Source organism: Nocardiopsis sp. iso_186 (assembly GCF_056173365.1).
The window spans coordinates 656,802-678,243 of the sequence record NZ_CM149670.1 but is presented as its reverse complement, the minus strand read 5'-3'; the positions used below and the strand labels follow the sequence as shown (position 1 = coordinate 678,243).

General features: G+C 68.6%; 18 protein-coding genes. 3 read left to right on the top strand and 15 right to left on the bottom strand.

The features are described 5' to 3' along the window. Positions 1-70: 70 nt before the first annotated feature. The 6 genes from AC0VYP_RS03120 to AC0VYP_RS03095 form a co-directional block, all read right to left on the bottom strand. Positions 71-661, bottom strand: a complete 591-nt coding sequence (locus tag AC0VYP_RS03120) for a PH domain-containing protein (protein WP_285761121.1) — start codon at positions 659-661, stop codon at positions 71-73. Next, the gene (locus tag AC0VYP_RS03115) at positions 658-1,755 is read right to left on the bottom strand and encodes an adenosine deaminase (RefSeq protein WP_285761120.1); all 1,098 of its coding nucleotides are present in this window, start codon (positions 1,753-1,755) and stop codon (positions 658-660) included. Before AC0VYP_RS03115 ends, AC0VYP_RS03120 begins: the two co-directional genes overlap by 4 nt. A 107-nt stretch (positions 1,756-1,862) precedes the next feature. After that, a complete protein-coding gene (locus AC0VYP_RS03110) occupies positions 1,863-3,104 on the bottom strand; it encodes a M20 family metallopeptidase (RefSeq protein ID WP_285761119.1) in 1,242 nt (413 codons plus the stop codon). Further along, positions 3,091-4,332, bottom strand: a complete 1,242-nt coding sequence (locus tag AC0VYP_RS03105) for a glutamate--cysteine ligase (protein ID WP_285761118.1) — start codon at positions 4,330-4,332, stop codon at positions 3,091-3,093. The genes AC0VYP_RS03110 and AC0VYP_RS03105 overlap by 14 nt, the downstream gene beginning before the upstream one ends. Before the next feature lie 422 nt (positions 4,333-4,754). Next, the gene (locus AC0VYP_RS03100; RefSeq protein WP_475472380.1) at positions 4,755-5,936 is read right to left on the bottom strand and encodes a YhjD/YihY/BrkB family envelope integrity protein; all 1,182 of its coding nucleotides are present in this window, start codon (positions 5,934-5,936) and stop codon (positions 4,755-4,757) included. 215 nt (positions 5,937-6,151) lie between these two features. After that, positions 6,152-7,312: a galactokinase gene (locus AC0VYP_RS03095; protein ID WP_475472379.1), complete on the bottom strand. Its 1,161-nt coding sequence runs from the start codon at positions 7,310-7,312 to the stop codon at positions 6,152-6,154. 225 nt (positions 7,313-7,537) lie between these two features. Between AC0VYP_RS03095 and AC0VYP_RS03090 the strand changes: the two genes are divergently transcribed. After that, positions 7,538-8,755 (top strand): LCP family protein, encoded by a 1,218-nt coding sequence (locus tag AC0VYP_RS03090; protein ID WP_475472377.1) that lies wholly within the window; start codon positions 7,538-7,540, stop codon positions 8,753-8,755. Positions 8,756-9,123: 368 nt separating this feature from the next. Here AC0VYP_RS03090 and AC0VYP_RS03085 read toward each other — a convergent pair whose 3' ends face one another. Continuing rightward, the gene (locus AC0VYP_RS03085; protein ID WP_285761114.1) at positions 9,124-10,341 is read right to left on the bottom strand and encodes an NADP-dependent isocitrate dehydrogenase; all 1,218 of its coding nucleotides are present in this window, start codon (positions 10,339-10,341) and stop codon (positions 9,124-9,126) included. A 212-nt stretch (positions 10,342-10,553) separates the two neighbouring features. Continuing rightward, positions 10,554-10,919 carry a DUF3017 domain-containing protein gene (locus tag AC0VYP_RS03080; protein ID WP_475472376.1) on the bottom strand — a complete coding sequence of 122 codons (366 nt, stop codon included), beginning with the start codon at positions 10,917-10,919 and terminating at the stop codon, positions 10,554-10,556. 490 nt (positions 10,920-11,409) lie between these two features. Here AC0VYP_RS03080 and AC0VYP_RS03075 point away from each other — a divergent pair, with 490 nt between their 5' ends. Then, positions 11,410-12,009: an FHA domain-containing protein gene (locus AC0VYP_RS03075; protein ID WP_475472375.1), complete on the top strand. Its 600-nt coding sequence runs from the start codon at positions 11,410-11,412 to the stop codon at positions 12,007-12,009. Between the two features lie 78 nt (positions 12,010-12,087). On the opposite strand, the gene AC0VYP_RS03070 is transcribed toward AC0VYP_RS03075, so the two are convergent. The 3 genes from AC0VYP_RS03070 to purN form a co-directional block, all read right to left on the bottom strand. Beyond that, positions 12,088-12,942, bottom strand: coding sequence for a bifunctional methylenetetrahydrofolate dehydrogenase/methenyltetrahydrofolate cyclohydrolase (locus AC0VYP_RS03070; RefSeq protein ID WP_285761112.1), 855 nt, complete (start codon positions 12,940-12,942; stop codon positions 12,088-12,090). An 82-nt stretch (positions 12,943-13,024) separates the two neighbouring features. Continuing rightward, positions 13,025-14,596, bottom strand: a complete 1,572-nt coding sequence (gene purH, locus AC0VYP_RS03065; protein ID WP_285761111.1) for a bifunctional phosphoribosylaminoimidazolecarboxamide formyltransferase/IMP cyclohydrolase — start codon at positions 14,594-14,596, stop codon at positions 13,025-13,027. Continuing rightward, on the bottom strand, positions 14,593-15,225 hold the full coding sequence (gene purN, locus AC0VYP_RS03060; RefSeq protein WP_285761264.1) for a phosphoribosylglycinamide formyltransferase: 633 nt from the start codon (positions 15,223-15,225) through the stop codon (positions 14,593-14,595). The genes purH and purN overlap by 4 nt, the downstream gene beginning before the upstream one ends. A 325-nt stretch (positions 15,226-15,550) precedes the next feature. Here purN and AC0VYP_RS03055 point away from each other — a divergent pair, with 325 nt between their 5' ends. Then, complete coding sequence (locus tag AC0VYP_RS03055) at positions 15,551-15,958, top strand: DUF4190 domain-containing protein (RefSeq protein WP_285761110.1); 408 nt, start codon at positions 15,551-15,553, stop codon at positions 15,956-15,958. Positions 15,959-15,994: 36 nt separating this feature from the next. Here AC0VYP_RS03055 and AC0VYP_RS03050 read toward each other — a convergent pair whose 3' ends face one another. The 4 genes from AC0VYP_RS03050 to AC0VYP_RS03035 all read right to left on the bottom strand — a co-directional run bounded on the left by AC0VYP_RS03050 (position 15,995) and on the right by AC0VYP_RS03035 (position 21,050). Next, positions 15,995-17,545 (bottom strand): cell division protein PerM, encoded by a 1,551-nt coding sequence (locus AC0VYP_RS03050; RefSeq protein WP_475474143.1) that lies wholly within the window; start codon positions 17,543-17,545, stop codon positions 15,995-15,997. 319 nt (positions 17,546-17,864) lie between these two features. Then, positions 17,865-18,743, bottom strand: coding sequence for a succinate--CoA ligase subunit alpha (gene sucD, locus AC0VYP_RS03045; protein ID WP_475472373.1), 879 nt, complete (start codon positions 18,741-18,743; stop codon positions 17,865-17,867). A 15-nt stretch (positions 18,744-18,758) separates the two neighbouring features. Continuing rightward, the gene (gene sucC, locus AC0VYP_RS03040) at positions 18,759-19,940 is read right to left on the bottom strand and encodes an ADP-forming succinate--CoA ligase subunit beta (protein WP_285761108.1); all 1,182 of its coding nucleotides are present in this window, start codon (positions 19,938-19,940) and stop codon (positions 18,759-18,761) included. Positions 19,941-20,282: 342 nt separating this feature from the next. Beyond that, on the bottom strand, positions 20,283-21,050 hold the full coding sequence (locus tag AC0VYP_RS03035; protein ID WP_475472371.1) for a TSUP family transporter: 768 nt from the start codon (positions 21,048-21,050) through the stop codon (positions 20,283-20,285). Between the last annotated feature and the right edge of the window lie 392 nt (positions 21,051-21,442).

Here is a 21,442-nt window from a genome sequence, read left to right as displayed (position 1 = left end):
AACCATTCATTCTCGGCCCGGGTCAAGTCGATCACCGGGAAACCCGAAAAAATCCGGTCCGGCCAACGGGTCAGAGGAAGAACAGCACTGCGACCAGCAGGATCACCGGAACAGCCAGCGCCACCACGGCGTCAGGCGAGACCAGGACCGTGGGCTCGGTGCCCACGGCCCCGCCCCCCTCCGCCTCTTCGGACGGCCGGGCCTTCCTCCGCTCGGCCTCCCCCCGCAACTCCCACGCCATCAACGTCACCGGACGCATCGCGCGCGGATCGTCCTGCTGGTCCCCGCCCCATCCGTCTTCGGCGTAACGCAGGTTCGCGCGCACGTGGGCACGTTTGGTCTCCCGCAACGGCCAGGAGCGGATCACCTGGCCCCCCGCGTGCACCCGCAACACGTCGGTGACGTCGGCCCAGGTGAACGCACTCCACGGAACGAAGGTCTCGCGCAGCGGGTTGATGACGCGCACCCCCAGCGGAGTCGTGACGATCTTGGGCCGCAACGCCAATACGTAGGCCGCGCCCGCGGTACACAAGAGCACCGCCGCGGCGACGACCGCCGCCGATGTGCGTCCGCGCATGGCCAGGTCCACGAGATTGAACGCGACGACACCCAGCCAGACCCAGGCCAGCACCCGGGGCACCGGCTGCTTGAAGGTCTTCACTGCGTGGCCCACTTCAGCTGCGCGAACCCGGGCTTGATCCGGCCGTTGATGAGCGCCAGACGCTCATCGAAGGGCACGAACGCCGACTTCATGGCGTTGACGGTGAACCATTCCAGGTCGTCCCAGTCGTAGTCGAACGCCTCGACCAGCTTGGCGAACTCGGCCGACAGGGTCGTACCGCTCTGCAACCTGTTGTCGGTGTTGACGGTGACCCGGAAACGCAGCTGGCGCAGCAGTCCGATGGGGTGGGACTGAATGGACTCAGCGGCCCCCGTCTGCACGTTGGAACTCGGGCACATCTCCAGCGGAACACGCTTGTCACGCACATAGGAGGCCAGACGGCCCAGACTCGGCTGCCCGTCACCGCCGTGGTGGATGTCGTCCACGATGCGCACACCGTGCCCCAGACGGTCGGCCCCGCACCATTGCAGTGCCTCCCAGATCGAAGGCAGCCCGAACGCCTCCCCCGCGTGAATGGTGAAGTGGGCGTTCTCCCGACGCAGGTACTCGAAGGCGTCCAGGTGCCGGGTGGGCGGGTGCCCCGCCTCGGCCCCGGCGATGTCGAACCCGACCACGCCGGCGTCACGGTAGCGCACGGCCAGTTCCGCGATCTCGCTGGACCGCGCGGCGTGGCGCATGGCGGTGAGCAGCGTGCCCACCCGGATCGACTCTCCGCGCCCGGCAGCACGTGCGCAGCCCAGCGCGAAGCCGGCTTGAACGGCCTCGACGACCTCTTCCAGTTCCAGGCCGGCTTCCAGGTGCTGTTCAGGGGCATAGCGCACCTCGGCGTAGACGACACCGTCTGCGGCGAGGTCCTCGGCACACTCGGCAGCGACCCGCTCCAAGGCGTCGCGGGTCTGCATGACCGCGACGGTGTGGCCGAAGGTCTCCAGATAGCGCTCCAGCGAACCGGAGTCGGCAGCGGCGGTAAACCAGGCGCCGAGCTCGGTGGCGTTGCTACTGGGCAGGCCGGCGTAGCCGATCGCGTCGGCGAGTTCGATGATCGTCTCCGGACGCAGACCACCGTCGAGGTGGTCGTGCAACAGCACCTTGGGGGCGCGCCGGATCTGCTCCAGGGTCAGCGTTTGGCTCATGGGCTTCAGGATGCCACCCACCAGGCACCAGAGCCGACAGACCGGCCCGGGGGCCGCAGGACGTACGGCTTTTGGCCCGGCAACCGGATACCGCCCCCGGGAAAGGCTCAGGCCAGTGCCGAATTCTCCACGCTTTCGTCAGCGGTAGGGAAATCGCCGCCCCACAACGCCGTCAACGCGGTGGCGGCCATCAGCCGTACCCCCACGCCGATGGCGCGCTCGTCCACGTCGAAAGTGCCGCGGTGCAGGTCGAGCATCGGCACGTCCGGAGAGGTCCAGTGCGTTCCCAGGCGCGCGTAGGCCCCCGGAACGGTCTCCAGGTACCAGGCGAAGTCCTCTCCGCCCAGGCTGTGCGGAGTGGGCGCGACCGACTGCGGACCGAGGATCTGCACGCACGCGTCGCGCAGCATCTGCACGCTGCTCTCCTCGTTGATGGTCGGCGGCACCCCGCGCCGGTAGTCGAGTTCGGCGGTCACCCCGTAGGAGGTGGCAACCGCGTCCAGCAGCTCCTTGATCAGATCAGGGGCGGAGTGCCATGCCTCGTCGTCCAGGCAGCGCAGCGTCCCTTCCGCCACCCCGTCGTCGGGGATGGCGTTGGGGGCCGAGCCGGCACTGATCCGGCCCCACACCAGGCTCAGTCCGGAACGAGGGTCCACCCGGCGCGACAGCGCAGCGGGCAGTTCCGTGACGATCTTGCCCAGTGCGTAGACCAGGTCGGCGGTGAGGTGCGGTCGGGCGGTGTGACCGCCGGGGCCGGAGAGGCGCACCAGCAGCTGGTCGCACGCAGCGGTGATCGGGCCCTGGCGCAGTCCCACCTTGCCCACCGGCAGCCGCGGATCGCAGTGCAGGGCGAAGATACGGCTCACACCGTCGATACCACCGGCGTTGATGACCTCACGGGCACCGCCCGGCAGTTCCTCGGCGGGCTGGAAGATCAGCCGGACCCGGCCCGGAAGCGCGCCGGCACGCTCCTGCTGGGCCAGGAACAGACCGGTGGCCAGCAGGACGGTGGTGTGCACGTCGTGGCCGCACGCGTGGGCCGCACCGGGCACCGTGGAACGGTAGGCCACGTCTTTCTCGTCGTTGAGCGGCAGGGCGTCGATGTCGGCGCGCAGCGCGACGAGCGGCCCCTTCCCCGAACCGATGTCGCAGACCAGCCCGGTTCCCTGTGGAAGCTGACGTGGTTGCAGGCCGACTGCGCTCAGACGTTCCATGAGGCGCTGCGTCGTGCGATGCTCGGCGAAGGCCAACTCGGGGTGCATGTGCAGGTCGCGCCGGAACTCGACGAACTCACGCTCCCGACGCTCCAAAAAAGCCGACATTTGTTCTCGCAGGTCACGTCCCTGCATGCGAGGGTCCCCTCTTCCTCGACGGATCTGTCCGGTCATGGTCGGCTTCCGGTTGCGCGCCGCCGGCGCCCGCGGCGGGCAGGGGCCCGAGAGCTGCCCCGGGCGCACCGTCCCTGAACTCGACCGAAAGGGCGTCCACCACGTCGTTGAGCGTCCCGCCCTGCTCGATAATGGCCCGCTGGCGCTCATAGGAGGCGCCGTTGCTCAAGGTCTCGGACACGACGTCCAGCTCAGCGGCGCAACCGAGGCGCGCGGCCACCGGCTTCAACTCGCGGACGAGCTCGTAGAGGTCGTCGCGCAGAGGGGCGGTACTTCCACGCTCATCAGTGATAACGCGTGCATCCAGGCCGTACCGGGTGGCCCGCCACTTGTTGTCGGTCACGACCCATGTGGGCGGGCTGGGAAGACTGTAACCGCGGTCGAGCTGTTGTTCAAACAACTGCACGAGGCTCTGGGAGAGCGCCGCCGCCATCCCGACCTCGCGCAGGGTGGGGATGCCGTCGAACATCCTGATCTCCACCGTGCCGAAGTCCGGGTGCGGACGGACGTCCCACCACACTTCCTTGATACTGGCGATCGTTCCCGCGCGCAGGAGCGTCTCCATGTACTCCTCGAACGCGCCCCAGTGCGGCAGACGGGGCGGCGGGCCCGCGGTGGGAAGCGCCCCGAAGACGATGGAACGGCTGGAGGCGAGCCCGGTGTCGTGGCCGCTCCAGAACGGGCTGGAGGCGGTGAGCGCGAGGAAGTGCGGGAGGTAGTTGGCCAGAGCGTTCACGATCGGGATGGCCCGGTCCTGGGAGCTCACTCCCACGTGGACGTGGACCCCGAAGGTGAGGATGCGCCGCGCCAGCCATTGCATCTGCTCGATGAGCTCGCCGTAGCGCTGTACGGGGGAGAGCGTCTGGTCGCGCCAGTCGTCCAAGGGGTGGGTCCCCGAGCAGATCAGCCCGATCCCGCTGGGGTCGGTCGCCTGCTGCAACCGTTCGATGGTTCTGGCGAGATCGGTCCTGGCCTCTTCGACGGTCTCGCAGATACCGGTCACCACTTCGACCGTGCACTGCATCAACTCGTGACGGAGCGGGGGGTGGTTTCCCTGGCTGAGTTCGGGAAGGCGTCCGAGCAGCTGCTGGGCCTCCTGGCGCAGGTGTCGCGTAGCGCTGTCAACCAGTTGTAGTTCCCACTCGACCCCGAGGGTCGTCCGCTCCGAAGAGTTGAATCGAATGGCCATGCTCAACCTCCGCGCTGTCGTGCAGCCGGGTCGTGTACCGGCTCCAGACGCACGATAGGCGAGACACCGGAGGAGATGTCAGTACGTTCCATGGCCGGTTTCACTTCCTATCGACGGTCGATGCGCGGTGACAGGCCGGTGGGCTGGGACTTTGACTGCGGGCGTATCCGTTCTTCCGTGCCGAGGATTACAGAGACCCGCACCGGACCGCAGGAGAACACCGCAGCATGATCCGAAATGACCATGCCGTCGTCGTATCGGACCACCATTTCCCGAACGCACCATGAGCAAACGTTGCTAGCAACGGCCACCGGGACGCACGGTTCCATCACATTCTGACGGTTCGGCCCCACTTGTCGATGATCACGCTACACAACGGAAGTTGAAACCCTGTCGAAGTGACCAACACGTGATGTGAGCGGTCACCGGCCGCGTCGGATCGTACGCCGGTGCCGTGACCACACCAGCAAGGCGAGCGCCCCCGTCCCCAGAAGCAACGGCGTGGCCAGCGACCGGGCGCGGTCCACCAGTCTCCGGTTGCGCAGCAGTCGCTCGGAGCGCAGCGCCTGCTCGTGGCTGGGCCTGGCCGGCAACGTCGCGCAATAGTGGACGCTGCGCTGCTCCCAACGGGTCAGGACGGCGGGTTCGGCGGCCGACGCGGAGACCGGCACGCTCATGGGGACCGCCCCCAGGTAGGGCGGCTGGATCGGAAGCCAGGTCGCGGTCCAGGCCGCCGCGAAAATGACGAACCGCAGCACGACGTTGATCCACACCAGCAATCCCACGACCACCGCGAACGAGGCGAAGACCGGGTTGGACAGCGTCCCGGCGATCAGGAGCGCGCCCAGCGCCTTGAGCGCCTCGAAACCGACCGCACCCAGCAGTGCCCCCCTCCACAGCAGGCGCCACGGCCGACGCGTCCCCGAGAGCCGGGCGAACAACACCATGAAGATGAAAGTGTCGAAGGTGATGGCGATCGCCAATCCGAGCAGCCGGGTCGCCACCAGAGCGAACCACGCGCCGTCCAACGCCACCCACGACAGCAGCCAGCTCGTCGCAGCCTGGGCAACGCTGGTGAAGGCCACCGAGGCCAGCAGCGCGGCCCCCAGAAGAACCACCACGACCACGTCCCAGAGCTTGGCGAGCAGGAAGTTCGGGCCGTCCGCGGGATTCTTCAACCAGATGATGTGCAGCGCCTCGCGCAGCGCCGCGATCGCGCCGAGCCCCGCGTAGAGCAGGCCCAGCAGACCGATCACCCCCGCACCGGTACGCGCCTGGGCGACCTGGTCGATCGGGAGCTGCTCGGCCAGTCCCGGCAACAGGTCGTCGATCGCCTGTTCCATGTAGGAGCGGGCGCCCATGTCGAAGACGGCCACGTACCCCAGGACCGAGAAGGCCAGCGCGATCAGCGGGAAGAAGGACAGGAAGGAGAAGTAGGTGACGGATGCCGCCAACTGGTTGCCGCGCTGGTCGGCGTAGCGCTCGTAGGCCCGCACGATGTGGTCGATGCCCGGCCTGCGTTCACGCAGCGCCCAGTAGTAATCCATCGCCGCGTGCTGATAACGCTGCACCCCGGTCCGGACTCGCACCGACAATGAGGTCACTCCGCCTCCAGCATGATCGACCGGTTTCGATGGGGACGTAGCGTAGCCCCGGTCGCCACGCCGGTCGGGGAGAACGCACCGTGTGTCCCGAAACGGGCCGTCTCATGGGCAACGCCCCGCAGCGGACCTGTTCCACCCTGCCATGCAACGGTTGCTCCCGTAATGGGCGGGGCGCCGTCGAACGCCCTCGGGGCCGGCCTGCCGTACGGCCGGCGCTACCCGACCCGGCCCGCTCCCCCGGCCGGTACAGCGTTGAAGAACACCGGGGCAGACCAACGATGCGCGGCGAAGGCAGCCGCCACGGCCTCGGCGATCGGAGCAGCCCGCCCCTCTGGCACCACCGAGAGCGCCAAACCCAGTGGCCCGCTCATCCGCCCGCCCCTGGCCCCGCGTCGGGCAGCGGTGTCGACCGCGGCATCCACCTGTGGGGTGGAAACCCCCAACGCGTCGCGCAAGGACAGGTGCGAGGAGTTGAGCAGCGCGCCGATATCTCCGGCGGCGCCGGCGCGCAGCAGCCCGACCAGGGCGTTGACCCGATGCCCCTCGGTCACCACGTGCCTGGCACGCAACCGGAGGGCCGGATCGTGGAGCACCGTCAGGGCTCCCGAGAGGTCGTTGACGTCACGCAGGCTCGCCACCTCCAGCTGCGCTGCCGCTTTGTCGCACTCCACGCGCCGTGCAGCGAACTGGTCGGCGGCCCGCGCCGCCCCCGTGTCGGTGACCAGGAGCCGCAGTCTGGCGCCGGCCAGTGCGAACGCCATCGTGCGCCCGGTCCCGCTGCGCCGATCCGTCAACAGGGCCCGCCCCTCTGCACAACGCAGCGAGGCATCGAGGTCGGCGGGGTTCCCGGGCGCCCCCTCGTGCGCACGATGAGCGATGCGCACCAGGGAAGCCCGGTCACGGGAGGGCTCCGGTCCGGCGAAGACCTCGGCTAGCGCCAGCAGGACCGCCGCGATGAGCGGAGCGACGCCCCCCAGCGGCGCGGCGCGCACCAGGACGCGGACCCCCGTCCCCGAGGGCAGACCGTATCCGGCCTCGGCCAGCGCGGTGAGGACCGCGACGGTGGCGTCGCCGCGGACGACCCGGCGGGGACGCTCGGCACGGCGCACCTGGACCACTCCATCGGTGGCCGGGGCCAGTGCGACGGACGCCCCCCACGGCAGCGCGACCGACAACAGCACACCGTCGCCCAGCGGACCGTCGTCCCCGATCACCGCGGCTGCGGCGGGCGCTCGCCACACCCCCGCGGGCGGCATACCGTAGACCGCGGAGAACAGCTCGGCCAGCACACGGGCCTCACGCTCCGGCTCGACCCGTTCCCCCATGTGCACGAGCGGTGCACCACTGCGCCGCCGGATACCGAACAATCCCGTCACCGTCACCTCCCGAGCCGGTCACGACGTTATCGGGTGCCCACCCCGGCAAGGACCTGGGGCGACCCCTCCGGCTCCGCCCCGCATCAGCGTCAACACCTCCAACGGCGCTTGCCGGACCAGGCATGATGCGGCAAACCAGGCGCGGTCTTCCCCCAATAGAACCGAAATACCATGTGGCGAGTCCAATAAGGCATAGCGACGGCGAACGGACGGGCAACCAAGGCGATGGCTGACAGATCAGATGGGCGTAAGCGCAGGCCCAGTGCGGACCGTACCGGGGTTTTCCGGCGCGGCGCCGACGGGGGCGTGCCCGACGAGATCAACAGGCTTTACCGGGAGCGCGATTCGGCTCAGCGGTCGGCGGGACGTACCCAGCCCACCAAGCGGATGCCCCCGGTGGACCCCGGATCGTCAACACGGCGCGGCTCCGCCTCAGGAGGACGCGGCAGAATCCATGACGGCACAGGGCGCAACCGCCGTGACAAGGAGCGCCGGGCGCGGCGACGGCGCACGATCGCCGTGGTCGTCATCGCGCTGCTCGTCCTGGTCCCCACGGTCTTCTACTTCTGGGCCGACTCCCGCCTACAGCGGGTGGATGCGCTCACCGACTACGAGGGCCGCCCCGCGGACCAACCGGGGACCACGTACATGATCGTGGGATCGGACAGCCGGGACGGGCTCAGCGACGAGGACATGAACTCGCTGCGCACCGGACGCGCCGAGGGCAAACGCACCGACACCATCATGGTGCTCTACGTTCCCGAGAGCGGGCGGCCCTCCATCGTCAGTGTGCCGCGCGACTCCTACGTGAGCATCCCCGGGATCGGCGAGAACAAGATCAACGCGGCCTTCGCCGAGGACCTGGGCGGCGGACCCGCGACCCTGGTGCAATCCTTCGAGCAGGCCAGCCAGGTGCGCATCGACCACTACGTGGAAATCGGGTTCGCCGGGTTCGTCAACATCGTGGACGCGATCGGCGGCGTGGAGATGTGCCCGGAGGAACCGATGGAGGACCCCAAGGCAGGGCTGGACATCGCGGCCGGCTGCCAGGAGATGGACGGCGCGACCGCGCTGGGCTACGTGCGCACCCGCGCCTCCGCCCGCGCGGACCTGGACCGGATCCAGCGCCAGCGCGAGTTCTTCAGCGCGCTGGTGTCGAAGGCAACCGCCCCCTCCACCCTGGTCAACCCGTTCCGCTCGGTCCCCCTGGTGGTCAACGGGACCGCGACCTTCAGCGTGGACGACGACGACCACCTGAGCAACCTCGCCGGCATGGCGCTGGCGATGCGCGACCAGCCGAGCACCACGACCGTTCCGGTGGGCTCCACCCCGACTCTGCCGGGCGCGGGTTCGGTGGTGCTGTGGGACGAGGGCCTCTCGGAGGAGATGTTCGAAGCGATGCGCACCGGCCAGGAGATTCCGGAGTCGGCCCTACAGGACTGATCCGGCCCGAACGGCAGGGGACGCCCGCTCGCATGGAAAAGAGGGAAGGTCCCGCGCTTGTTCAGCTGCGGGACCTTCCGGTGACGCTCCGCGCCGTGCGCGCCTACCCCCCAGCGGGCGCTCGGCCGGTCACGTCGGTTATTACTGAGAACGGGATCTCGTCTCCGTCTCAAGTAAGACACTACGGGCCCGGGAGTAAAGGCCACCGGTCCGGCTTGGCCAAGCGCGAGCAATGATCTGCGCCACTGTTCCCCGGGGCTGCCGGCCAACCAGTGACATCTCGCCCGCAACCCCCCAGAACAGCAGGCCGAGGGGGCGGCACCGACGCTACGGCCGGCACCGCCCTCCCAACACGGGAACATCAGGCGTCAGGCGAGACGCTTCTGCAGGTTCTCGTCCAGCGCGGCGAGGAACGCCTCGGTGGTGAGCCACTCCTGCTCCGGGCCGACCAGGAGCGCGAGGTCCTTGGTCATCTGACCGCCCTCGACGGTCTTGATGACGACGTCCTCAAGGGTGGTGGCGAACTCGATCACCGCGGGGGTGTTGTCGAGCTTGCCGCGGTGCTCCAGGCCCCGGGTCCAGGCGAAGATGGAGGCGATCGGGTTGGTCGAGGTCGGCTTGCCCTGCTGGTGCTGGCGGTAGTGCCGGGTGACCGTGCCGTGCGCTGCCTCGGCCTCGACGGTCTGGCCGTCAGCGGTGCGCAGCACCGAGGTCATCAGGCCCAGCGAGCCGAAGCCCTGCGCAACAGTGTCGGACTGCACGTCACCGTCGTAGTTCTTGCAGGCCCAGACGTAGCCGCCCTCCCACTTGAGCGCAGCGGCGACCATGTCGTCGATCAGCCGGTGCTCGTAGGTGATGCCCGCGGCGTCGAACTTCTCCTTGAACTCCGCCTCGAAGATCTCGGCGAAGACATCCTTGAACTGGCCGTCGTAGGCCTTGAGGATGGTGTTCTTGGTGGAGAGGTAGACGGGGTAGCCGCGGTCGAGGCCGTAGTTCAGGCTCGCTCTGGCGAAGTCCTCGATGGACTTGCGGTAGTTGTACATCCCCATGGTGACGCCGCCGCCCTCGGGGAAGTTGGCGACCTCGAACTCGACGGGCTCGCCGCCGTCCTGAGGCGTGTAGGTCATGGTGACCGTGCCGGGGCCGGGGACCTTGAAGTCCGTGGCCTTGTACTGGTCGCCGTGGGCGTGACGGCCGATGATGATCGGCTTGGTCCAGCCGGGGACCAGACGCGGAACATTGGAACAGATGATCGGCTCGCGGAAGACCACGCCGCCGAGGATGTTGCGGATGGTGCCGTTGGGCGAGCGCCACATCTTCTTGAGGCCGAACTCTTCGACCCGGGCCTCGTCGGGAGTGATGGTCGCGCACTTGACGCCGACGCCGTACTGCTTGATGGCGTTGGCGGCGTCCACCGTGATCTGGTCGTCGGTGCGGTCGCGCTCCTCGATCCCCAGGTCGTAGTACTTCAGGTCGATGTCGAGGTACGGCAGGATCAGCCGCTCCTTGATGAACGACCAGATGATGCGCGTCATCTCGTCGCCGTCGAGCTCTACTACGGGGTTCGCGACCTTGATCTTGGCCATGGCTGTGTGGCTGTCCCTTCGTTTCGGCCGGCTCGGGGCCGGCTACTGGCCCTGCGGCCGACCGCGCCGTGCGGCGGGTCCATGCCGTGGCCATCTGCTCGCCGCAAGAGTCCTGCGCACGCCCGGTCGGCGGGGCCGATCCGGACATGTCCCGATGGCTTCATCTGTCGGACTATGCGGTATCTCGATATCAAGCTTATTAGAGACCCGGATCAGAGCTGTGGCGCGACCCATGCCAAGACGATGAGGAGCACCGCGAGAGTGACCAGCGTGGTGACGTCGATCCACCTACGCCGCACCGCAAGCATGCCGACCCGTTTGGGCGGCAGGAGCAAGCGAAAGATCGCTCCGAGCAGCAGCGCACCGGCGATGATGGCGGGGCCGCGCTTGAAATACGCCGCGGCGACCACCACGATCCCGGAACTCATCATGGACAGCACCAGGAAATAGGGCACCTGCGACAGCCAGCCGGGAACTTCCGCCCGCGGGGCGGAACCGGAGTTGACCGTGTCGCCCCCGGGCTCCTCGGGGGGATCAGATTGGCGTGCTACCGCTGCCTCCACCGTTTTCTGGCTCACCGTAACCTCACGCTAGCGCACACCATTGCGGGACCGACCGGACCGGTGATGAGTGTCATGGCGCGGTCCGGCCATGAAAGATTATGCCGCGACCGAAACACGCCTCATTCGGCGGCCAGTCACCACCAACAGTCATCGGCGACTTCACGACATCGCTGGCCACGCTCAAAAATTGACCGATGACCTTCACCACACCCGCACCAAGGGTGCGGGAATTCGGTCACCTTACACCCCGACGAGCAAGCCACCCGAATTTCTCAAAAATGTCGCAAACCCCCTGAGATGACGCCCTTCCTCACCAACAAGGGCGTAGAAGTGACGTGTCACGGGTAACCAATCATGAGATGAGTGCCACGGTGAGCGAGGACGATCCCCTATGAACCCCACTCAGTCGGCGACGGCATCGCGGGCCACCCCTGCCCCCGCGCGTGCCACAACGCCCCGTCGCACCCATTACCGCAGGTCGCGCCCCACGTTGGGAGGAACAACCGTGGACGGGCCCTATATACGGGTCGAGGAGAGTGGTGACGTACAACCCCTCGCAGCAGAGGTCACCACTGTGGGACGTGGGGGTGGGGCCGACATCCACCTCACCGACCCGAGCGTCTCACAGCTCCACGCGGAGTTCATTCGCCGCGGCCCCTACGTCTATGTCGTCAACCTCGGGTTGTCGCGCAACGGCACCCGCGTCAACGGCCGCCCCATCGCCCGCCGAGTCCTAGAGGAGGGCGATGTCGTCAGCTTCGGCGCCGCGCGCTGCAAGATCGGCGGCCTCATCCAGGAGGAACTCAACCCCGACGTGGAGCTGCGCCGCGGCGCGGCTCCCGAGCTCACCCGTCGCGAACTCGATGTCCTGACCGCGCTGTGCCGCCCGGCCCTGTCCGACGAAGCATTCGTCTCCCCCGCAACAGCGCGGGAGATCGCCGAAGCCCTTGTCGTCACCGAGGCGGCCGTCAAACAGCACCTACTACGCCTGTACCAGAAATTCCGTATCGGCGAAGGAGTCAACAGGCGAACCCGCCTGGCCAACGAGGTCGTCGCCCTGGGCCTGGTACGCCCGATCCCGGTCCTGGACCGAAAGGCGAGCTAGTCCGGGTGGGAAGCCCCGCGTTCAGGGGCTTCCCACCCGAGCCCGGCCGGACACCTCCGTGCCCCGGCCACGAGCCGCTCAGACCGCGGCCGCCTCCGCCGCCTCGACCACATTGGCCAACAGCATCGCCCGCGTCATCGGCCCCACTCCACCGGGGTTGGGCGCCACATAGGCAGCCGTCTCACGTACGTCCGCAGCCACATCGCCCACCAGTTTGCCCTCGGCGGTGCGCGAGACGCCCACGTCCAATACCGCTGCACCGGGCTTCACCATGTCGGCCGTGATCAGACCGGCAACGCCTGCGCCTGCCACCACGATGTCGGCGCGCCTCGTGTGCTCGGCGAGATCGCGGGTCCCGGTGTGGCACAACGTCACCGTCGCGTTCTCCGAACGCCGGGTCAGCAGCAGCCCCAGCGGCCGTCCCACCGTCACGCCCCGGCCGACCACAACCACGTCGGCGCCCTTGAGCGAAACACCGTAGCGGTTCAACAGCTCGACGATGCCGCGCGGCGTGCACGGCAACGGGGCCTTCTGCATGAGGACCAGCCGCCCCAGATTGACGGGTTGCAGACCGTCGGCGTCCTTGGCCGGGTCGATCAGCCCCAGCACCCGGTTCTCGTCCAGCCCCTTGGGCAACGGAAGTTGCACGATGTAGCCGGTGCAGGCCGGGTCGGCGTTGAGCTCGGCAACAGCCTGCTCCACATCCTCCTGGGTCGCCGTGGCGGGCAGGTCCCGGCGAATGCTGGCGATCCCTACCTCCGCGCAATCGCGGTGCTTGCCGCGCACGTAGGAGTGGCTGCCCGGGTCGTCACCGACCAGGACCGTACCCAGTCCGGGAACGACCCCCTTGGCCCGCAGCGCCGCCACCCGCTCGGTCAGCTCCGCCCGGATCGCCGCGGCGGTCGCCTTGCCATCGAGAATCTGCGCAGTCACCGTATCCCTCTCTTGCCGAATGGACACGGGCGTCCCACCCCGCTTCCGGGGCGAGACGCCCGCAGGTCAACGAACCCGGGACCTAGTGGAAGAAGTGCCGAGTACCGGTGAAGTACATGGTCACGCCCGCCTTCTCCGCGGCGGCCACGACCTCCTCGTCACGAACCGAACCCCCCGGTTGCACAACGGCGCGCACTCCCGCATCGGTCAGGACCTCAAGCCCGTCCGCGAAGGGGAAGAACGCATCGCTGGCGGCAACAGCACCGCGGACCCGCTCCCCCGCCCGGGCGGCTGCCAGACGCGCCGAGTCCACCCGGTTGACCTGCCCCATGCCAACGCCCACCGTCGCACGGTCCGCGGCCAGCAGGATCGCATTGGACTTGACCGCACGCACAGCCCGCCACGCGAACGCCAAGTCGGCCAGCACCGCTTCGTCCGCGGCCGGCCCAGCACGCAACTCCCAGGCCGCCGGGTCGTCTCCGGGGGCATCGACGAGGTCGGCCATCTGAATGAGGACACCGCCACTGATCTGACGCATCTCCGCGCGGGCCGAGAGGCCCGGCGCGGTCACCTCCAACAGCCGGATGTTCTTCTTGCGGGTGAGCAGTTCCAGGGCGTCGGAGTCGAAGCCCGGGGCGACGACGACCTCGGTGAAGACCTCGGCGACCTGCGCGGCCATCGCCGCGTCCACCGTCCGGTTCGTGGCGATGACCCCGCCGTACGCCGACACCGGGTCACAGGCGTGGGCCTTGCGGTGCGCTTCGGCGATGTCGTCGCCCACAGCGATACCGCACGGGTTCGCGTGCTTGATGATCGCGACGCACGGGTCGGTGAAGTCGTGGGCGGCACGCAGCGCGGCATCGGCGTCCACGTAGTTGTTGTAGGACATCTCCTTGCCGTGCAACTGGCGCGCACCGGCCAGGCCGGCTGCCGAGGCACCGGAGCCGGAACGGTAGAGGGCAGCGCTCTGGTGGGGGTTCTCCCCGTAACGCAACGTGGCGGCGCGCTCGTAGGACTCCGCAGCGAAGTCGGGCCACCCCGACGCCACCGACAGTTCGTCGGGCGCATAGGCGGAGGCGAACCAGCTGGAGACTGCGGCGTCATAGGCAGCGGTGTGCGCGAACGCCCCCGCAGCCAGGCGTTTGCGCTGGTCCAGGGTGAATCCGCCCGCCCGGACGGCCTCCAGCACGCGGTCATAGGCCGCGGGGTCCACCACGACCGCAACGCTCGGGTGGTTCTTGGCAGCGGCGCGGACCATGGTCGGTCCGCCGATGTCGATCTTCTCGATGCACTCTTCGGGAGAGGCCCCCGAAGCGACGGTGTCGGCGAACGGATAGAGGTTCACCACGACGAGATCGAAGGGGGCGATGTCCAGCTCCTCCAGGGCCGCCCGGTGCTCGGCCTTGGTCCGGTCGGCCAGAATCCCGGCGTGCACCGCGGGGTGCAGGGTCTTGACCCGGCCTTCCAAGCACTCGGGGAAACCCGTGACGGCTTCGACCGGGGTCACCGGCACCCCCTGGGCGCTCAACCGGGCTGCGGTCGAGCCGGTGGAGACGATCTCCACACCCGCCTCGGCGAGGCCGAGAGCCAGCGCCTCCACTCCGGTCTTGTCGTAAACGCTGATCAGCGCACGCCGAACGGCCTGCTGGGTCACCGGTTCTCCTCTGTCGCATAGCTTCCGGGCGCTGGGCCCAGTTTCACCTGTCGGCCGTCAAGGGCCCAGCCTTGACGGGCCAGTCTGCCCACCACGTCCACGAGCATGCGGCGCTCGACGCCCTTGATGCGCTCGTGCAGCACCGCAGCGTCGTCGCCGTCCTCGACCCGGACGGTGACCTGTTCGATCACCGGCCCGGTATCGACGCCCTCGTCGACGAAGTGCGCGGTGGCACCGGTGACCTTGACCCCGTAGGCCAGCGCATCGCGGACGGCGTGCGCTCCGGGGAAGGCCGGCAGCAGTGCCGGATGAATGTTGACGACCGTGTGCTCGCTGAGCACCTCGCGGCCCAGGATCCGCATGAACCCGGCGGATACCACCAGGTCAGGCGTGAACCCGGAGATCCGCGCGGCCAGCGCGCGGTTCCACTCCGCCCGGTCGGCGTAGTCGGAGAAAGGGATCAGGAACGTGGGGATACCGGCCTGCTCTGCGTGGGCCAGGCCCGCCGCCTCGCGATCGGCACCGACCGCGACGATCTGCGCGCCATACGCGGGATCCGCGGCCGCGTCGAGCAGGGCCGCCATGTTGCTGCCCGTGCCCGAGATGAGAACGACTACTCGCGCCGACAGTGTGCTTCCTCCTCATGGGAAAACAAAGTGGGGACGACAACGGCGTCCCCGTTCCCGGGGGCGCGACCGAAGCGCGCAGCATCCGGAATGCGGGCCGGTCCGCCAAAGGCGGACCGCAGCGGGGGCCTGAACGCCTCCGTGCCGCTGCTCAGCCTATCCCCACGCGGTCCCTCCTTCAGGGGTCGGCCCCGAAAACCGACCGCGCGCACCGTGTTCACGGGAACACGACGCCCCCCGCAGGACCGGGGTACGAGGTTTCACCCAGAGACGGGTAGCGTCTACCTCACATGCTTTCTCACCTCCGCGAAGCCGCTAGGAGCCCCAAGTGACAGACCAGCCGTCCACGCAGCAGACCGAAGGGCAGCAGCCCACTGTCGAGCGGGGCGGCCTCTGGGGACTCTTCTTCTCCACCGCAGGGCTTCTCCTGCCGCCTTACGGTGCGATCCTGTCGGTGTTCGGGATCATCCAGGGCATCCGCGCCCGGCGCAGCGCCAAGGCCAACGGCGCGCAGGCGCCCGGAGCGATGCTGAGCATCATCGTGGGGATCGTGGGCATCGCCTTCTCCGCGTTGTTCGCCGTCCAGACCGCCGTGCTGTGGGACGAGAACACCGCTCTGCGCGAGTGCACCGCCAAGGCCAACACCGTCAGCTCCCAGGACCAGTGCGACGCCACGTACAAAAAGGCCCTGGAAGAGCGCTTCAGCGACTACCCCCAGATCGCCGAGCTGCTGTAGCGCCCCCGCCGGCTGGTTCACAACGGCTGCGCCCGGTCACGGGGCCGGGGCCGCATCGTCGTCCAGCGGTCGGGGAGTGTCCGCCTCCGCGGACTCGGGACCTGCCTCGTAGGTGATCCCGTAGAGCTCCGCGTCCTCGTCAGTGGCAACAGCCGTGCGCTCGGCCTTGGTCCGCCGCCGCAACCGGGGCGTCCACCGCCGTCGCCGCTGCTTGGCCGGACGCGATGCCACCGCCGCGCCGTCGTTTCCGGAATCGGGTTCGGTGGCGGGCTCCGGCTCGTTGACGGGCCCACGGCCCTCGACAGGCTCGGTCGGCGCGGGGGCTTGCCCACCCCTCTCCCTCGTACCCGGTCGGAGACCGGCAACCGCAGGGATCGCGGTGCGCTCGGCCTTGGGTCGCCGCCGCAACCGGGGCATCCACCGCCGCCGTTTGGCGGCACCAGCCTGCCTGGCGCTGCGCGGGGTGCGAAAGTACAGCCAGTTCGCCACCCACGCGGTGATCGCCGCCGCCACGCCCACCTCAAGTGCGGTGACCAGGCCGACGTGCCAGGGAGAGGGTCCCACCTCGGCCAGGCGTTGCGCCCCCAACGGGCCGCCGGCCAACACCGCGAGACCGGCCCACACGATCCCCGTGGTCAACCCGCAGACGAATCCCCACAACGGCGCCGCCTCGCTGACCACCGTGGGCGCACTGCGCAACGTCAGTGCCCCACCGACGCCTCCGGCCACCAGCGGTGCGGCCAGCGCCACCAACGACAGCACGGGGGCCGGGCCGCTTTCGGGCAGCGCGGCCAGCATCGGCAGGTGGGGGACCGGCCCCAGGACGACGCCGGTGGGGGCGACCGTGGTTTCGGCCCCCAGGGCGAAACCAGGACCGATGGCGTAGGAGCCGGCGAAGATGATCGCGTTGGGCAGGTACATCAGCTGGATCAACAACAGCAGCGCCCCTCCGACTATCCCGGGCGCCAATCGTTCGGTGACGGCGACCGCCTCCCCGATGTTGAACGCCAGTGCACCGAAGAACAGCAGTGTCCCCGCCAGTAGCAGGGTTGACGTCGCACTGAACGTCCCCACCAGCAACGAACGCCAGCGCGCCGGCATGATCTCCAGCAACCGGCGGCGCGGAATGGCCTTGTCCTTGAGGAGTTGGCGCAGCACCCCCAGTCCGCCGGCCACGAAGGCCAGCAGGAAACCGGAGAGAAGGGCCTGCACCATGCTGGGCTGGATCACCTCGGTCTGCCCGACCAACGCCAACGTCCCGGAAATGGCCGCATACGGTCCGGCAAGAGCGAGGGCTGCCTGGAACACGTGGCGCAGCCGCGGAAGTTCACAGCTGCGCGCCAGCCACCTCCCCGACCGGTACAGCAGGATGCCGGGCAGGATCAGCAGGCCGATGGGCAGCATTCCGACGTGCCCACCGGGGATCTCGAACCCGGCGTGTTGACCGATCAGCCACGCCTGCACGGCCACCCGGAACACGTCCGCGATGTCCTCACCGAACGTGGCGTGCGGAGCGGCCACCCAACCGATCAGGATCAGTGTGACGAGTGTGGTCAGCCCGATCGCGGCAGCCGAAGCGGCACCCATGCCGCCTGCCGTGTACAAGGGCCGGGGAGCGTCGTCCTCGGTCGGTGCAAAGGCGGCCGCCGACCGACCGCGCCCGCTGGGCTTGCGGTCGGCGGAGCCGCGGGGCTTGCCGCGGTTCACGGGAGATCCTGCTGGCGCGCTCACCCGTTCATGCTCCCAGCCGGTCCCCTCCGGGCGGCCTATTGCACCGGGCGTGTCGGCACTTGGCTCCTCTGCGCGGTGTGGTAGTCGGCACCCGCGCACACCGGGAGAACAGCGCGGGCCCGCCACTGCCCCTGAAGGCGTGCGGCGGGCCCCTGGCTCACTGGGGTGGAAAACCCTAGAACAGCTCGCGCGCCAGCTTGGCGGTCTCCGTGGGGGTCTTGCCGACCTTGACGCCGGCGGCCTCCAGGGCCTCCTTCTTCGCGGCGGCCGTACCGGAGGAACCGGAGACGATGGCACCCGCGTGGCCCATCGTCTTGCCCTCGGGCGCGGTGAAACCGGCCACGTAGCCCACGACGGGCTTGGTGACGTTGTTCTTGATGTACTCCGCGGCACGCTCTTCGGCGTCACCACCGATCTCACCGATCATGACGATGGCGTCGGTGTCGGGGTCGGCCTCGAACGCGGCGAGGGCGTCGATGTGCGTGGTCCCGATGATCGGGTCGCCGCCGATGCCCACAGCGGTGGAGAAGCCGATGTCGCGCAGCTCGTACATCATCTGGTACGTGAGCGTGCCCGACTTCGACACCAGCCCGATGCGGCCCGGCTTGGTGATGTCGGCCGGGATGATGCCCGCGTTGGACTGGCCCGGGGTGATCAGACCGGGGCAGTTCGGCCCGATGATGCGGGTCTTGTTGCCCTTGGAGCCCGCGTAGGACCAGAAGTAGGCGGTGTCGTGCACCGGAACGCCCTCGGTGATGACCACGGCGAGGCCGATCTCGGCGTCGATGGCCTCGATCACGGCGTCCTTGGTGAACTTCGGCGGGACGAAGATGACGGTGACGTCGGCGCCGGTGGCCTTGATGCCCTCGGCCACCGAACCGAACACCGGAACCTCGGTGCCGTCGAAGTTGACGCTCTGGCCGGCCTTGCGCGGGTTCACGCCGCCGACGATGGTGGTGCCTGAAGCGAGCATGCGGCGGGTGTGCTTGGTGCCCTCAGAGCCGGTCATGCCCTGCACGAGGACCTTGCTGTCCTTGGTGAGGAAGATAGCCATGTTGATAGTCCCCGGTTACTTCGCGGCCAGTTCGGCGGCCTGTGCGGCGGCGCCGTCCATGGTGGCCACCTGGCGGACCGCCGGGTGGTTACGGTCGTTGAGGATCTTGCGTCCGAGCTCGGCGTTGTTGCCGTCCAGACGCACCACGAGCGGCTTGGAGACGTCGCTGTCGCCCGCCTCCAGCAGCTCCAGGGCCTGGACGATGCCGTTGGCGACCGCGTCGCAGGAGGTGATGCCACCGAAGACGTTGACGAAGACGCTCTTGACGGCGGGGTCGCCCAGGATGATCTCCAGGCCGTTGGCCATGACCTCGGCGGAGGCGCCGCCACCGATGTCGAGGAAGTTCGCCGGCTTCACGCCGCCGTGCTCCTCGCCGGCGTAGGCCACGACGTCGAGCGTGGACATGACCAGTCCGGCACCGTTACCGATGATGCCGACCTCGCCGTCCAGCTTGACGTAGTTGAGGCCCTTCTCCTTGGCCTTGACCTCGAGCGGGTCGCCTTCGGCCGCGAAGGACAGCGCGTCGAGGTCCTGGCGGAACTCGGCGTTCTCGTCCAGGGTGACCTTGCCGTCGAGCGCGACGACGTTGCCGTCCTTGGTCAGGATGAGGGGGTTGACCTCGACGAGCGTCGCGTCCTTGGCCACGAAGACGTCCCAGAGCTTGGTGACGAGCTCGGTGGCGCCCTTCGCGGCGGCCTCGGGCAGTTTGCCCTGGGCGACGATGGCGGCGGCGATCTCGGCCGGCGCACCCTGGATCGCGTCGATGGAGACCTTCGCGACGGCGTCGGGGTTGGAGACCGCGACCTCCTCGATCTCCATGCCGCCTTCAGCGGAGCAGATCGAGAGGAAGGTGCGGTTCGCCCGGTCGAGCAGGAACGAGAAGTAGTACTCCTCGGCGATGTCGCTGGCCTCTTCGACGAGGACGCGGTGGACCGTGTGGCCCTTGATGTCCATGCCGAGGATCTGCTCGGCCTTCGCGGTCGCGTCGTCGGGGCCGTCGGCCACCTTGACGCCACCGGCCTTACCGCGCCCGCCGGTCTTCACCTGGGCCTTCACCACGACGCGGGGTTTGCCCGCGGCCGCGAATTCTTCGGCGATGACACGCGCCTCCTCGGGCGTGCTCGCCACCTTTCCCTGGGGTACGGGAACCCCGTACTCCGCGAAGAGTTCCTTCGCCTGGTATTCGAACAGGTCCACGAGGGTCCGTCCTTGACTCGCTGGCTGAGTGTCCTGCGGAGGCGACATCACGCCACACGGGAACCGTCGGGCGGTCGCCCGCGTTGGAGGGTACGTCGAAAAGCCATCCGCAACATGCGGAAGCTTAGCCGTCCCGACTCTTGACAGCCGACACCGGGGGCACCGTGACCTGTCGGAAAACCTCGCGAAGGGCGCCATTCACCCCTTCTCTCCTGCGATTGTGGTGGGAATTGGTGTGACGGGTCACATCGGGGCTAACAGCACCGGCAGTACGGTCGAGCCGTTTCTTTTCCCATGTGCGGCCTCGGCGCAATTCACCGGAGGCCCGACCGAGCGGCTTACTCAGCCGAACTGGTCGTATCCGAGTTTGACCACGAGCGCGACCACCACCACGACGAGGACGACCCGCACGAAACCGGTGCCGCGGCGCAGTGCCATGTGCGCGCCCACCTGTGCACCCACGATGTTGGCGGCGGCGAGGCACAGTCCCAGCAGCCACATCACGTTGCCGTTGTAGGCGAACACGGCGATGGCGCCCAGGTTCGTCGCGGTATTGACGATCTTGGCGGACGCGGAGGCAGTGACGAAGTCCATGCCGATGATCGACGTGAGCGCGATGATCAGGAAAGTCCCGGTACCGGGACCGATGATTCCGTCGTAGAAGGCGATTCCCACGCCGGCCACCGTTACGGCGGCGACGATACGGCGCGGGGTGAGCAGCGTCGGGCGTGCGGCCGAGCCGAGCGCCGGCCGCAGGACGACGACCGCCAGAACAGTGAGCAGAACCACCATGACGACCGGGCGCAGCGCCGCCGAGGAGACAGCTCCCGCCAGCGCCGCCCCGGCCCCCGATCCGACGAGGGCGAGTCCCGCGGTCGGCCAGACCACACGCGGGTCCAGTTTCAATCCGCGGGCGTAGGTGATCGCGGCGGAGAAGGTCCCGAAGACGGCCGTGAGCTTGTTGGTCCCCAGGACACTGGCCACGGGGGCTGTTGGAAAAGCCACCAGGAGCGCGGGCAGGAGCAGGAGGCCGCCGCCTCCAACAACCGCGTCCACCCAGCCCGCGGCGGCAGCCGCGAGAATCAGCAGGCCGACGATCTCGATATCCATGCGATCTACCGAATCCGGACAGGAATTGTCAAAAGCTCGATAGCGGGGCGAAAGGCGTGTGATGTCACAGGAACTGGAGCCTAGCCGGTGGACGATCACCGGGTCAGGCCCGGGGCCCGTTGACCCAAGCCACCACACGGTGAGAGTTCTGCCACGTAAAACAGCGGGTGTCCTGCCCGGATGAGGCGCACGGTGCAACGCGATCGGACCGAGTGGCAGTTGCGGAGAACACCACCGGGCGCGGGCTGCGCGGGCGGCACGAAACCGTGGCGCCCTCAAGTACGAGGGGCTTCCTGCCAGCCTCTGCGCGGAGGCGGCGACGATCCCAGAAGCGCAGGAAGAAGGGGCGAATTCTCCTGCCGTCCGGCCCCGTTCATAAAAAAAAGGGGGGC